The following is a 14,650-nucleotide window of genomic DNA, read 5'->3' on the forward strand; positions in this document are numbered from 1 at the left end:
TTTTAATGTACCTTCCTTTGTTCGAACAACTGTATTTACAGCACCCATTTTTTCCGCTAACTCATCTAGCTCATCTAAGTAGGGAATGATTGCTGTTTTATGTGGAATTGTAACGTTCCAGCCACTTGCACCTAACGTTTTCAAACCCGCAACTGCAGATTCTAGGCTTTCAGATGATACATGCACTGGAATATATGTGGCATCTATCGACATCTCCCTAAACCAAGCATTGTGCATCGCTGGTGATTTTGAGTGTTCAATAGGATCACCCATAACCGCAAACCATTTCTTCATTTCCTAGTCCCTCTTCTCTACTTGTATACCCTAAATTAGTGATGGGCGAATTGAAACTTGTACACCTTTTGGTGCATAAGCTGCTACAACTACATTGGCATGCTGTACAGTAATCCATCCAAGACCAGAGAATACAACATCTGTTTTCGCTTCTTTGATAGAGAACTCATGACGCACTAATGGCGGTAGCTGTTCTATAAATTCAGCAGTTGGAGGTGCCAGCAATTCACCCTTATGCTCTGCATACAATGTATCTGCCTTCTCAAGCTTTGTTCGGTGTATTGGTAAATCATTAGCTACATGGACCGTGAATGCTGAACGTTCTCCCTGAATAAAGTCAAAACGTGCAAGTGCGCCAATAAATAAAGTTTGTCCAGCGTTTTGTTGGTATACTTTCGGCTTTATTTCTTTTTTCGGCATTATATATTTTAATTCACTTGCATCAATATGGTGTGCCATCTGATGATGATTAATAATCCCTGGTGTGTCATATAATGCACTACCATCATCTAATGGAATTTCAATCATGTCCAAAGTTGTCCCTGGGAAATGAGAAGTAGTAATCACTTCACCCTCACCTGTAGCCTGTTTAATGATGCGATTAATGAACGTGGATTTTCCAACATTTGTACAACCTACAACATAAACATTTTGCCCATTTCGGTATTCGTCAATGGCTTCCATTGCTTCAGCCATTCCTTTACCTTTATGGGCACTGACTAAAAGTACATCGATAGGTTGCAGACCAAGAGCCTTTGCCTCCCGTTTCAACCAATTAATTACTTTTTTTGGTTTTACTGATTTCGGTAATAAGTCAGCCTTATTCGCGACTAATAACACAGGATTTTTCCCAACAAAACGGTGAAGTCCTGGTAGCCAGCTCCCGTTAAAGTCGAAAATATCAACAATTTTTACGATTAAGCCTTTCTGTGCTCCAAGACCGTTAAGAATGCGTAAAAAGTCGTCATCTGTTAATGACACTGGTTGAATTTCATTATAGTTTTTCAAACGGAAGCAACGTTGGCAAATGACCACGTCTTTTTCTAATGATGATGGAGGGGCATACCCAACTGCTGTTTTATCTTCTGTTTGAATTGTAGTACCACAGCCAATACAATTTGGCATTTCGTTCATTCTTTTTCCTCCCAAGTCATAATTCCTTTTCGTTTTAAATCATTGAACACGCGTCGTTCAATAAATCGATTGAATTTTGTTACGAGCCCATCAGATTGTGCCACAGGTTTGACAAGTACTGTATGCAAGCCTAAGCGATTAGCGCCCATGACATCCGTTAATAGTTGATCTCCTACCATAACTACCTCATTCGGACGTAGCCCTAATTGAACAATGGCACTATAAAAGGCATTACGAAATGGTTTTTTTGCCTTATGGATATAAGGTATACCTAATGGCTCAGCAAAATGCTTTACACGTGCTTCATTATTATTGGACGCAATAATAACACGAATACCTGATTCCTTCATGATACGAAGCCAAATAATAAGCTCTTCCGTTGCATCAGCACGATCCCATTCCACAAGCGTATTATCTAAATCTGTAATAATACCTTTAATGCCTAAGTCTTGAAGCTTTTCTGGTGTAATTTCAAAAATACTCGTCACAAATTCATCTGGTAATAAAAAATTATACAAAATAGCGACCCCTAATCTAAACGTATTATTCGACCATTATAGCATATTTGCAAAGGCTTCACCCATTCGAATTGGGCATCCCTGCACTACATTGTCCGTAAATTCAATTGCTCCTTTTTCAAATAACATGACGACCGTTGAGCCAAATGAAAAATAGCCTACTTCTTCACCTTTACGCCACTGTGTTGTAGTGTTTGTAAGGACTATAGAGTTGACAAAAGTTGCACCCACCTTAATAAACGCTACCTGCTGATTATTAGCCACCTTCAGCTCTGTTACTTGACGATAATTATGTGAAATTGGTTTTTTTCCATAGGAAAGTCCAAGCTGATTTACAGGATACGATTTTTGTCCAAGTGTATATTGTCTTAGCACTAATCCATCAATAGGGCTATGAATCCGATGATAGTCAGCAGGACTTAGGTAAAACACAATATAATGGCCATCAGCATACTGTGCAGCACGTTCTTTATTGCCAAGTAAATCTTGTAAAGCATACGGCTTCCCCTTTACAAGAAATGTCATATCCCATTCGATACGACCAAAGGATTCCACCTTCGCATCAACAGGGCTCGTGTAGGTAGTTGGATTTTGTTCAATGGGTCTGACATGTTCCAAAAGCTCCCTTGTAAAAAAATCATGTAAACTTGAAAATTGTTGTGGTTTTTTTGAAACTTCTTCAAGGTTAATATCGTATACCTTCATATAGCTAGGGATTATACGTTTACTCCACTTAGCTTTTGCAATCGTTTGTAAAAGTTGAGAGGATTGCTTGCCATTTGTTAATTCAATCAAGCGTTGATATAATTTTTCTTTCATAAAACAAAACCCCTATCGATTAATTTAGACTGTCAATTTTTTCGCATTCGAAGTATAATGGTACAATATCTTAAGTGTAAAGGAGTGATCCCCCTTGTTTTTTTATCACAAGTTGGTGGATACCACGGTTAAGAAAATGAAATCGCAAGCAGCAAACTTCATTACAATCAGTAATATGTCCTTTGGTGGCGCAGCCATAATGGCTACATTACATGAATACTATAGCTACAGTGTCTTATTTATCTTTATTGCTGCCCTTCTAGATCGTTATGATGGGAAGGTAGCTAGAGCTCTCGGACAAGTGTCTGATTTAGGTAAACAGTTAGACTCTATGAGTGATATTATATCATTTGGTGTAGCGCCTGCATTATTAATGTATGAAGTGGTATTAGTAGACTTTGGTTTCGTCGGCATGATGATGACCGTACTGTATATCGTCTGTGGTGCGATGAGATTAGCTCGCTTTAATATTAGTGAAGCAAACGGCTATTTTACAGGGTTACCAATTACAGCTGCAGGTACTCTCTTAACTTTAACGTATTTTGCATCTACTGCGTTCCACCCGGCATTTTATCTTTTCCTTTTTCCAATACTAGCTCTATTGATGATTAGTACATTCACGTTAAAAAAAGTGTAACAGCACATTTGCTGTTGCACTTTTTTTCATTTAACACAGTTCCCTAACATATACTGTCGAAAAATGGGGAAAGGATGAAATCATTCAATGAGCGGAATTTTTACATCTATGTTGCAGTTATGGCTTGAAATCCCAGCGCTACTTGGTTATTTAAAGGGGCAAACATTCCATAAACCCTTTTCAAAAGAAGAGGAAGCTGCTTGTATTGAACGATTTTTAGGCGGTGATGAGCAGGCACGTCTTGACCTAATTGAACGCAATATGAGACTTGTCGCACACGTTGTGAAGAAATTCCACCCAAAGCATGAACAGCTTGATGATTATATTTCCATCGGCACTATTGGGCTTATGAAAGCTGTAGAAAGCTATACTCCCGACAAAAAAACCCGTCTTGCCACTTACGCTGCCCGCTGTATTGAAAATGAAATATTAATGCATTTACGGACACAGAAAAAGGTGCAAAAGGATGTTTCCTTATTTGAGCCAATCGGTACTGACAAAGATGGCAATGCGCTACAAATTCGTGATCTTCTGCAGTGTGATGAAGAAAGTGCCACAGAAAAAATTGAGCATAAGGAACATGTTGCACAGCTCTATCATTATTTACACATGCTTGACGAACGTGAACTTGAAATTGTGACACTTCGCTATGGCTTAAATCAACAGGATGCTCTTACCCAAAAGGAAATTGCAGCACGCTTAAATATTTCACGTAGCTATGTGTCGCGTATTGAGAAGCGGGCACTAATCAAACTATATCAATTGTATAAACGAGACCAAAAGACCATTGAATAATTTATTGTAAATTGATGTATCAAAAATAGCAATAAAATCTACGATATGCACGACTAGTATTCTTGTATTTTTTGTTACAACTACCAATCATAAAATCGATTTTTTAGAAAACATATTACGAAGGAAGGCAAAAATATGTATATAAATCTTCTGAATAATTTTAACACCCTTATATCGAAAAAACCTCCTTGCGATAAAAAATATCGCAAGGAAGCTTTTTTCATATTCCTATATAGTTTCTGAGAGCTCTGCTGAAATAAGTGAACCGAGTAAAGTTGTAATAATAACTACACCAGCTGTTAAAAATAACATTATGAATACCTCCCAATCATTTGAAGAGATTTAATTAATGACAGTGTAGCATCCATAAAATTTTTTAACTGTGATTTTTCTCACACTACTAATTGTACATTGTGTCGATTATGTGTAATTTATCTTCATTCAGCAGTGCCCAAAGCCCCCTGGCGGATGTCATGGATTTTGAAGAGGAGCTTTTTGGGCTCTAAAAATCCGGACGCAATTATACTGAGGTGTAATGCATCTCACTCTTATGAGACTGAGACTACTCAGTCATCAAATAACTTATATCATTTCAATCGCTTTTAAAACAATTTGTGTTGAATGTTTTGCAGCTACAGGTAAAAATTCATCGAAGCTAATATTGGATTCTTTCCCTGCGATATCTGATAAAGCACGGATTACAACAAATGGTGTCCCGAACTGATAGCATACTTGTGCAACAGCTGCTGCCTCCATTTCAACTGCCTTCATTTGAGGGAAATGATGACGGACAGCTTCTACACGTACAGGATCATTCATAAAAGCATCTCCTGAGCAAATTAAGCCAATACCAAATTGATGCTCTCCAACTGCCTTTACAGCCTCTTCAGCCACTTTCATTAGCTTCTCATCTGACTTGTAAGCTGCCGGCATGCCAGCCATCTGACCAATCTCGTAGCCGAAAATTGTTACATCCACATCATGATGACGAACCTCGTCTGAAATGACAACTGCTCCTACCTCAAGTGACTCATCATAGCCTCCAGCAGAGCCTGTATTAATGACTACATCTGGTTGGAATTCATGTAGGAGAATCGTAGTTGACATGGCAGCATTTACTTTACCAATGCCACTTTTTAATAACACAACCTCTTTGCCATCATAGATTCCTGTTGTATATTCACTACCTGCAATTGTTGTACTTTTCCCATCTTCTAATGATGCTCGTAGTAGCTCTACTTCTTCTTCCATTGCGCCAATTACTGCAATTTTCATAGATTTGTTTCTTCCCTTCTTTATACTCTATTAAAAATAAACAAAAGAGTTATTTTCGTCAATAGGCGCCATTTAATGTATTTAACTGCTCGAGTTTTACTGGTAACCAGCCCTCTTGATCAATCCATTCCATACTAACTCTATACATTGCTGTTTTATCATTTGTGGAAACAGTTGCTATAGCGGTGTTAGCGCTCCCGTTATTTTGAATACGCCAAATAATCATGTTGTCCTTTTCAATGCCTGTTGCAGTTGTAATTGTTGCCACCTTTTCTGCCCAGTCAACAGATTTAACATCGTATGAAGATACATGCTGACCTGTTTGTGTCGTAGGTGTAGGTTTCCAGTTTTTATTCGTCACAACCTTATCTACAATCGGATTATCAGACGTAGTTTCCTGAGGTTTGTCCTGTTCAGATACTATTTCTTCTTCGATAGGTTCTTCCTTTGAAGGTTCATCTGTGGTAGCATCCTTATTTTCCTCTTTAGAAGGCGAAGGCTCTTCCTCAACCTGCTTACTATCATTCTTTTGCTCTTGTTTCGGCTCATCTTTCACGGCTTTTTCTGCGTCATCTTGCCATTTAAACACATAGGTAGCTGTGATAATAATTAATACTACAACTATACCAATTAATACATTCAATAGTTTATCTAGCTTTTTATTATGAGATGGCTGCAAATGACGACTGCTTCGAGTTTGTCGTTCACTCATGAAATTCTCCCCCTCTCTAGCCAATATTTTATCAATTTCGACAGCACATGCAAAATATTTGTGTCTTTTTTATTTTCTATATCCTGCAGCATATTAAGTCTTTGTAAATTAAAAGCAGTTAACTTTCTTATTAGAAGAGAAGTTAACTGCTTGTACAAAAAATATATAATTATTTTATAGAAAGAATCTTAACTTTCATTTCACCGCCTGGTGTTTGTACAACAACCTCTTCCCCTTCAGCACGGCCAAGTAGGCCTTTTGCGATTGGGGATTCATTAGAGATGCGGAATTCCATTGGATCGGCTTCAGCTGAACCTACAATAGTATATGATTCCTCTTCAGTCGATGGTTTACCATTAATGATTTCTACAAATGTAACCGTTTTCCCTAGTGATACTACACTGTTGTCAGTTTCATCCTCAGAAATAATCACCGCGTTACGAATCATTGATTTTAAGGTAGAAATGCGTCCTTCTAGAAAGGCTTGTTCTTCTTTTGCTGAATCATACTCAGCATTTTCTGAAAGATCTCCGAAATCACGGGCAATTTTAATACGCTCAACGATTTCCTTACGTGTTTCCGTTTCTAATTTCACTAATTCTTCTTCTAATTTTCGTTTACCCTCAGCAGTCATTGGGTATTGTTTTTCATTTGCCAAAGTCCTTCACTCCTTATTTCATCAATATAAAAACATAAAACTCGACTAAATGCCTATAAATACATTTAGTCGAATTTTATTATTTTTAAACGTTTTCAAATTACGCTTTGACCTAATAGTATGCATGCTTTTCAGAAATATGCACCGATAAGCATGTAAATATTGTCAATACCACTCTATCTTATTACAATACGTTGTCAGTTTCAAGAATAGTTTTAATTTTCGTGACCATTAAATCAATGGCAACCTCATTATCCCCACCTTCTGGAATAATGATATCAGCATAACGTTTTGTTGGTTCAATAAATAGATTATGCATTGGACGAACGGCCGTTAAATATTGGTCGATGACAGAATCTGTTGTACGTCCACGTTCCTTTATATCACGCATGATACGACGGATAATTCGTAAATCTGAGTCCGTATCAACAAATAATTTTATGTCCATTAAATCACGTAAATCTGCGTCCTCTAGCACTAAAATACCTTCTAGTATAATTACATCTACAGGCTCTACATGAATAACCTCTTTTGCTCTTGTATGCTGTACATAATCGTATACTGGCTTTTCGATAGATTGACGAGACAACAACTTTTTTATGTGTTTAATTAACAAATCATTATCAAATGCTAACGGATGATCATAGTTCGTACCTAAACGTTCCTCAAACGTTAAATGACTTTGATCCTTATAGTAAAAATCTTGTTCAATTACAACCACTGAATGATCTCGGAAAACATCATAAATAGCATGTGTCACACTCGTCTTACCTGAGCATGAGCCACCAGCGATTCCGATGACGACTGGACGCTTCGTTGCCATTAATTATTCTCCTTTCGCATCATGTTATGCGGTTTTAATGGTGTATCACATTTAAATGTAACAATTTGCAGTGGATGACGGGCTGCATCTAAGCTATTACCGTCCTCATCCCATATTTCTCCCATTGTTAAACAGAAGTTTTCGATTTCAGGGCCGAAGAATTCTACTTCATCGCCAGGCTTAAAATAATTTCGTTGCTGCATTGTGACAATTTTTGTCTCTGGATCATGATCTAAAATTAAACCAGCAAATTCATAGGTTGTTTTACGGCCATGAACACCAAACATTTGCTCCTCGAAACCAGGTGCATCGTGGAAAAATGCTTCGGCCGTATCACGGTTGGCACATTTATCTAACTCCTCTAGCCATTCACGTTTAATTTTAAAATTATCAGGATCAGCACAATAGGCATCAATTACTTTGCGATACACGGAAACAACTGTTGCCACATAGTGAATCGATTTCATACGACCTTCCACTTTTAACGAATCAATGCCAAGCTCAATCATGTGAGGAATGGCCTCGATTAATTTTAAGTCTTTTGGACTCATAGCAAAAGGTGCATGATTGTCATCAAACAGCGCTTTTTCTTCGCCATCTTCTAATTCATATAAATCGTAGTCCCAACGACAAGATTGGCAGCAACCACCTCGGTTGGAGTCACGAGCAGTCATATGATTTGAAAGCACACAACGACCAGAATAAGCGATACACATTGCCCCATGTACGAATGCCTCAATTTCAATATCAACCTTTTCCTTCATTAGCTGCATTTCCTCGCCGCCTACTTCACGGGCTAACACTACACGATGTAAGCCTTCCTCTTTCCAATACTGTACCGCTTTCCAATTTGAAAGCGATTGCTGTGTGGAAAGGTGAATTTCAAGCTTTGGTGCAGCTGAGCGGCATGTTTCAATAATTAGAGGGTCCGCTACAATAATGCCTGTCACACCTGCAGATTCAATATCCTTTAAATACTGCTCTAAGCCATCCATATTTTCATTGTGGGCAAAAATATTTGTTGTAACATAGATTTTCGCACCGTATTTATTGGCGAATTCTACTCCCTCACGCATTTCCTCAATAGAAAAGTTATCTGCGTTTGAACGTAAACCAAACTCTTGGCCACCGATAAATACAGCATCGGCCCCATAATGAACAGCAATTTTTAATTTCTCTAAGCTACCTGCTGGGGCAAGTAGCTCAGGTTTTTTTGTAATGACACGTTTACCGTCGACAATTTCACGGATTTTGTCATTTTGTGCTAACGCTAATGCCATGTTCTTGCCCCCTCTTAGTAAACTGTTTCCTTGAAGATAAAGCCTGTGTCTAATGGTCTGATAGCTGGCTGAATTTCTTCAATTTTTGCAAATAAATCATCTTTTATCTCTTCATATGCTTCTTCTGATTCATCAAAATAAGCATCTATGGCTTTGCGGTAGGCTTCTGTCACTGTCACCACATATTCTGGTGTTTGCAGAACACCCTCAATTTTCAGAGCATCAATGCCACCCTCAAATAATTCGCCAAGCTCATCAATAACACACATATCATTTGGACTGAAAATATGCGTGCCATTTACATCTTCATAAATAGGATACTTATTATTACGCTCATCATCATGTAGGAACATATTACGATTTTCTTTACGATTTTCAATTTCCATTACTTTATCTTGATATAAGAAATAATGGCCGAGTAGTGGGCGCTTCGATTGGAACATACATGTCATGCCATGAACTTGTACTTCAATCTCTAATTCAGCATTCTCTTTTATTTCCAACACTTCATCTAACGAAAGTTCACGAGCAAGCACTGCACGAGTTGCGCCGCGTTTCCCCCAATAGTTTGCTGTAAACCAGTTTGTGGCAGTTGTCTCAGGGTTCCAATGTAATGGAATCGTTACTCCTTGCTCACGACGAATAATTAATACGGCTGGGTCGCCAAAAATTAAACGATCCACACCAATTCGTTGCATTTCTTTTAAATAGTCAGCAAGTGCATCTATCTTTTCATTATGGAAAAGTGCATTGACTGCCACATAGACCTTTTTACCTGCTGCGTGAATAAGCTTTGTTGCTTCTTCCACTTCATCAACAGAGAATTCTCCTGCTAGACGTAGACCAAATTGTTGTTCACCAATTACAAAAGCATCTGCTCCAGCTTCTAAAAGTGCTTTTATATGCTCTAATGATTGTGGTGTCACAAGCAATTCCGGTTTTTTCATAGTAGTCACCTCTTCAAACATAGTAATAAACCATCACCGACTGGTAAAAAAGCACTTGTATAATCAGGATGCTGCATTATCCATTCCGTGAAGTTTTTTAAATTGCGAATCATCGTACGTTTACGACGTGGGACATCCTTCAAATCTAAATCAGATAAACCATGCATGTACATATTATCGATATACAAGACTCCACCTGATTTCACTAGTGGGGCATATTTTTCAAAAAAGCGCTGATATTGTCCCTTTGCTGCATCGATAAAAACTGCATCAAATATTGTTTGAATAGCCTCATCGTCTACCTCTAAAGCGTCTCCTTCAATGACTGTAATCCGATCAGATACGGCTGAACGTTTAATATAAGCTTTAGCTCTTGTCACACGCTCTGGATCACGCTCTATTGTCACGATATTCACATTTGGTAAAGCCTCTGCCATTCTTAGTGCAGAATAACCGATAGCAGTACCAATTTCTAAAATTTTTGACGGATTTTGAATACGTAGCAGTTGATTCAGTGCATCGATACCTGCAAGCTGCATAATCGGTACATGATTCTCCTCCGCGAATGCTTCCATTTCTAAAAGCAGTTCATTACGTGGTTGAATAAATGATTGTATATATGCATCTGATAATCCCATTGTTAAATCCACCCTCATTTAAAAGGCAACAAGCCCTCACTTGTTGTCCGTACTTCATCATTCATTTACAGCAAAAAGAAAAAGACCAAACGTGATGTCTTGGTACTTCGCCATACAAAAATGAGCAATTGTTTCTTTATGCTCAAAACAATTGCCACCACGTATATTATCCAGCATGAAAGTTCTGACCGTATGTGGATTTATCAAAAATCACAATTTATAATAGCACGAAAATAGAAGGAAAGCTATTTTTCTTTCCTTCTATCCATTGGAATACTATATACTTTTTCTATTTTGAGTCATTACTCTGGCTTACGTAAATATTTTTCCACCTTTTGCAAATGTTCATCATAGGTTTTAGAGAAGTGATTTACACCCTCTTTATCAGCTAGGAAGTAGAGATAATTTGTGCTGCTTGGATTCAGTGCTGCTTCAATAGAAGACTTCCCTGCTCCTGCAATTGGACCAGGTGGTAGACCTTTGTTTTTATAAGTATTGTAAGCATTTTCTACCTCTAAATCTTCATATAGCACTCGATTCTTATGAGAGCCAAGTGCATATAAAACAGTTGGATCTGTTTGAAGTGGCATTCCCTCATCTAGACGATTATAAAACACACTTGCAATAGTTTCTCGATCTGTTTGAGCAGTAGCTTCTTCCTCTAGCAATGAAGCAAATGTTACTAATTGATGTACAGACATCTGTTTTTCTGCAAGTAAATCACTGTAATTCTTCACAACCTTATCCATTGCCCCAATCATTTCTTCTACAATTGATTCCAATGATGGCTTTTCTTCAAAATAAGAATAAGTTGCAGGGAAAAGATAACCCTCTAAATCATAGCGAATATTATCAGCTAACACTGCATCTGTCACAAGCTCAGGATAGTTAGCCATCATCTTTTGAACAAATGCATCACTTGTTACTAAATCCATAAATTCCTTTTGTGTATATGGCGTTTTCTTCTCCACAATATTACCAATTTGTTCAAGCGTTAGGCCTTCAGGAATTGTCATCGTAAAGACTGGCTTCCGATATACCTTTCCTGTTTTTAAGCTTTCGATTAGCTCATCTAACGTCATGGCCTTTGTTAAATCATAATTTCCTGCCTGGAACTGAGATTCATTTTTAAACTTTGCGTAGTATTTAAATACACGAGCATCTTTAATAACGCCTTTTTTCTCTAATAAGGTAGAAATTGAGCTTAAACTTGAGCCAATTGGTACTTCAACAGCAATTGTTTTCGTTGAATCTGGATCTACTGGTTTGAGGGCACTCTTTACATAATTGTAGCCAAGAAAACCAACAATCACTAATAGTAGAACAAAAACAATAGCTATAATAGCAACGATTTTTCTCACGATTTTTACCTCAGATTTTCTTTCTTGCATTTTTGAAAACATTTCTTGTTTTTTTGAACCGTTATCCACGGGTTTCCCCCCTATCACTATCCAATATCATACTAGAAATCAACTTTCACGACAAACAGAAATCGATAATTCAGTAGAAATGGCACACACAAAAAAATCTGCCAACTATTTTTGCTGGCAGATAATTTCTATCTAAGTCTTTTACTGTTCATACTATAATTGAAAAGTTTCTCGCTTCTTATCGATCAATAACCCCATCGCAAGTTGAGTAATAACCACATCATCTGCTGGAGGATTAAAACGGCTACATTGAACATCTCTAAATAGGCGTTGGATTTTGTTTTCCTTCGATAAACTTCGTCCTCCTACAACCTGCATGGCTTTTGTTACAATATCGATAGCATTATTACAAATAACATACTTGGCAATACTAACAGACTCCGATAGTTGCTCCTTAAGAGCTGGATTTTGTTCAACCTGCGCTGCAATACTATACAAAGTTCTTCGTGCAGTTTGATAAAGTACTTCTATTTCGCCGATTTTTTGTTGCACATGACTAGCATGAGCGATTGTATTTTCTAAGCTATATGAATACGTATTTTTCGCAAATTCAATCGCATAATCTCTTGCTGCACCTGCCACCCCTAAGTAAACGGCTGGAATTTCTAATGAATAGACACGACCATCAGCTAAGAAGCGATTAACTTCATTTGGGCGATGTCTGTAGAGCAATGCTTCTTCTGGTACAAACGTATCATGAAAAATAATATCATGACTGCCAGTCGCCCTCATGCCCATCGCATCCCATGTTTCAACAATCTCTACTTGTTCATTTTTAGTAATGAGAAACTCTGCTGTTAAATTTTCTTCTTCTACATAGGCAATAATGGTGAATTGTTTTAAAATCGGTGCTAAGGAAGCAAATGCCTTTTCACCAGTAATGCGATATCCTCCTGGTACTTTTTTAGCAATCGTCCCAGGTAAACTTCCTCGAGAAATATTTCCCTTTCCACGTTCACTGTTAATAATATTTAATCGAGAGCCTTCTTCTACAGCTTTTCGGCTTAATTCTGCAAATACAGGCTCTGGCCATGTTTTCGCCTCACGAACATTCAAAAACGTTAATAAATGCCAGCCAACTGACAATGCAGTAGAAGCATCCCCTCTAGCTAATTGTTCCTGTACTAATAACATTTCGTAGAGAGAAATTTCTTCTCCACCATATTTTTTTGGCACTGTTAATCGAAAATAACCTGCCTCCTCTAAAATTTGAAAGTGCTCAAACGGAAATTCACCACTTTCATCATATCGAATTGCTGTCTTCTCAATTTGCTTGGCTAAATTTTGAGCATACTGAACGAGTTTTTGCTCTCGTTCATTTCGAATAAATATATCAATCATCCTTCTGTCACCTTACTTTTAGCAAAACGATTCAGCGGCTTTTTCAAACCTAAATGCTCTCTTAACGTTGTGCCTGTATAATCTTTACGATAAATGCCTCGTTCTTGTAGAATCGGTACTACCTTGTCAACAAAATCCTCTAAATCTCGTGGTAATAATGGAAACTGTAGCATAAAGCCATCTGCTGCTCGCTCTATAACCCAACGCTCCATCTCATCTGCAATTTGTGTCGGTGTTCCGACAAAAGCATCACGCTTTGCAGGTCCAAATAGGCGTGCATATAAATCGCCAACCTTTAAATTCTCTTTCTTAATGATCTCTAAGTGCTCATAAAAGTGACTTTGAATACTATTGACTTCTGGAAATTCCACTTCGATAGCAGGTGTATCGAGTGAGTACTTTGAAAAGTCAACATTCCCCATATACCCAGAAACAAATTTTAAGCTTTCGTAAGGGTCAATCAATGACTGTAACTCATTAAATTTACGAATTGCCTCCTCTTCTGTATCACCTACAATGGGGGAAATACCCTGTAAAACGAGAAGTTCCTCTTCTGTACGGCCGAATGGAGCAAGCTGTGCCTTTAATTGACGATAGTGTTCTTTCGATTTTTCAATATTATCCCAATGGACAAATACAACTTCTGCTGTACGTGCAGCTAATTGTTGGCCTGGTTTAGATGCACCAGCCTCCACAATTACAGGCTGCCCCTGAACAGAACGAGCAATATTTAACGGACCTTTGACAGATAAATAGTTGCCCTTAAATGATGTTTCATGCACTTTATGTCGATCATAAAAAATATTATTGTCTCGATCATAGAGAAAAGCATCGTCCTCCCATGAATCCCATAATGACTGAACAACATCGATAAATTCTTCTGCACGTTCATAGCGGTGATCGTGCTCCCAATGTTTATCACGGCTGAAATTTAAAGCCGTTTCCCCAGTAGCATCTGCTGTTGTCACTAAATTCCAAGCTACTCTTCCATTACTTATATGATCAATGGACATCAATTGTCTTGCTAGTACATATGGCTCACTGTATGTAGTTGAAGCTGTTGCACCAAGTCCAATTTTAGTGGTTGCTGCAGCTAAAGCCGTAATTTGAATGAGTGGATCGAAGCGATTTAAAATATGCGGATGGGATTCATGATTAATAGCTAAACTGTCTGCCACGAAAGCAATATCAAACTTTCCTTTTTCCGCAATCTGAGCTGTTTTTTGTAACGCTTTAATGTCGATGCTTGCATTTGCCTGTGCAAATGGGTGCTTCCATGCAGCAACATGCATACCCGCTCCAATTAAATATAGGGCGAGCTTTATTTCTCTTTTCTTAGTCATTGTTAA

16 protein-coding genes are annotated in these 14,650 nt (G+C 37.9%); 2 read left to right on the forward strand and 14 right to left on the reverse strand.

The genetic code is table 11. The annotated features are described in order from the left end of the window. The 4 genes from B2R82_RS23865 to B2R82_RS23880 form a co-directional block, all read right to left on the reverse strand. Positions 1 to 294: shikimate dehydrogenase family protein (locus B2R82_RS23865; protein ID WP_414674134.1), on the reverse strand; the 294-nt coding region annotated here is incomplete at its 3' end. 30 nt (positions 295 to 324) lie between these two features. Further along, positions 325 to 1,428 (reverse strand): ribosome biogenesis GTPase YqeH, encoded by a 1,104-nt coding sequence (yqeH, locus tag B2R82_RS23870; RefSeq protein WP_286927435.1) that lies wholly within the window; start codon positions 1,426 to 1,428, stop codon positions 325 to 327. Then, a complete protein-coding gene (locus B2R82_RS23875) occupies positions 1,425 to 1,946 on the reverse strand; it encodes a YqeG family HAD IIIA-type phosphatase (protein WP_286927436.1) in 522 nt (173 codons plus the stop codon). The genes yqeH and B2R82_RS23875 overlap by 4 nt, the downstream gene beginning before the upstream one ends. Positions 1,947 to 1,982: 36 nt before the next feature. Next, complete coding sequence (locus B2R82_RS23880; RefSeq protein WP_286927437.1) at positions 1,983 to 2,765, reverse strand: phosphatidylserine decarboxylase; 783 nt, start codon at positions 2,763 to 2,765, stop codon at positions 1,983 to 1,985. 136 nt (positions 2,766 to 2,901) lie between these two features. On the opposite strand from B2R82_RS23880, the gene pssA reads away from it, so the two are divergent. Next, on the forward strand, positions 2,902 to 3,402 hold the full coding sequence (gene pssA / locus B2R82_RS23885) for a CDP-diacylglycerol--serine O-phosphatidyltransferase (protein WP_283872880.1): 501 nt from the start codon (positions 2,902 to 2,904) through the stop codon (positions 3,400 to 3,402). Positions 3,403 to 3,489: 87 nt separating this feature from the next. Beyond that, positions 3,490 to 4,197 carry an RNA polymerase sporulation sigma factor SigK gene (gene sigK, locus B2R82_RS23890; RefSeq protein WP_283868838.1) on the forward strand — a complete coding sequence of 236 codons (708 nt, stop codon included), beginning with the start codon at positions 3,490 to 3,492 and terminating at the stop codon, positions 4,195 to 4,197. 582 nt (positions 4,198 to 4,779) lie between these two features. Here the strand turns inward: sigK and mtnN are convergent. The 10 genes from mtnN to B2R82_RS23940 form a co-directional block, all read right to left on the reverse strand. After that, positions 4,780 to 5,472, reverse strand: a complete 693-nt coding sequence (gene mtnN / locus B2R82_RS23895) for a 5'-methylthioadenosine/S-adenosylhomocysteine nucleosidase (protein WP_283868839.1) — start codon at positions 5,470 to 5,472, stop codon at positions 4,780 to 4,782. Between the two features lie 58 nt (positions 5,473 to 5,530). Next, positions 5,531 to 6,184, reverse strand: a complete 654-nt coding sequence (locus tag B2R82_RS23900) for a YrrS family protein (protein ID WP_286927438.1) — start codon at positions 6,182 to 6,184, stop codon at positions 5,531 to 5,533. A gap of 169 nt (positions 6,185 to 6,353) precedes the next feature. Then, positions 6,354 to 6,842: a transcription elongation factor GreA gene (greA, locus tag B2R82_RS23905; RefSeq protein ID WP_054771081.1), complete on the reverse strand. Its 489-nt coding sequence runs from the start codon at positions 6,840 to 6,842 to the stop codon at positions 6,354 to 6,356. Between the two features lie 184 nt (positions 6,843 to 7,026). Then, positions 7,027 to 7,665: a uridine kinase gene (gene udk, locus B2R82_RS23910; RefSeq protein WP_286927439.1), complete on the reverse strand. Its 639-nt coding sequence runs from the start codon at positions 7,663 to 7,665 to the stop codon at positions 7,027 to 7,029. After that, entirely contained in the window at positions 7,665 to 8,945 is a 1,281-nt protein-coding gene (locus tag B2R82_RS23915) for a peptidase U32 family protein (RefSeq protein WP_286927440.1), read from the reverse strand. The genes udk and B2R82_RS23915 overlap by 1 nt, the downstream gene beginning before the upstream one ends. A gap of 14 nt (positions 8,946 to 8,959) precedes the next feature. Continuing rightward, the gene (locus B2R82_RS23920; RefSeq protein WP_286927441.1) at positions 8,960 to 9,892 is read right to left on the reverse strand and encodes a peptidase U32 family protein; all 933 of its coding nucleotides are present in this window, start codon (positions 9,890 to 9,892) and stop codon (positions 8,960 to 8,962) included. A gap of 5 nt (positions 9,893 to 9,897) precedes the next feature. Next, positions 9,898 to 10,530 carry an O-methyltransferase gene (locus tag B2R82_RS23925; RefSeq protein WP_286927442.1) on the reverse strand — a complete coding sequence of 211 codons (633 nt, stop codon included), beginning with the start codon at positions 10,528 to 10,530 and terminating at the stop codon, positions 9,898 to 9,900. Between the two features lie 302 nt (positions 10,531 to 10,832). Continuing rightward, the gene (mltG, locus tag B2R82_RS23930) at positions 10,833 to 11,960 is read right to left on the reverse strand and encodes an endolytic transglycosylase MltG (RefSeq protein WP_286927443.1); all 1,128 of its coding nucleotides are present in this window, start codon (positions 11,958 to 11,960) and stop codon (positions 10,833 to 10,835) included. A gap of 153 nt (positions 11,961 to 12,113) precedes the next feature. After that, complete coding sequence (locus B2R82_RS23935) at positions 12,114 to 13,301, reverse strand: acyl-CoA dehydrogenase family protein (RefSeq protein ID WP_286927444.1); 1,188 nt, start codon at positions 13,299 to 13,301, stop codon at positions 12,114 to 12,116. Further along, positions 13,298 to 14,644 carry an LLM class flavin-dependent oxidoreductase gene (locus tag B2R82_RS23940; protein ID WP_286927445.1) on the reverse strand — a complete coding sequence of 449 codons (1,347 nt, stop codon included), beginning with the start codon at positions 14,642 to 14,644 and terminating at the stop codon, positions 13,298 to 13,300. Before B2R82_RS23940 ends, B2R82_RS23935 begins: the two co-directional genes overlap by 4 nt. Positions 14,645 to 14,650: the final 6 nt, after the last annotated feature.

Origin of the sequence: Lysinibacillus sp. UBA6686 (assembly GCF_002455205.1) — a bacterium.
GTDB lineage: Bacteria > Bacillota > Bacilli > Bacillales_A > Planococcaceae > Lysinibacillus > Lysinibacillus pakistanensis.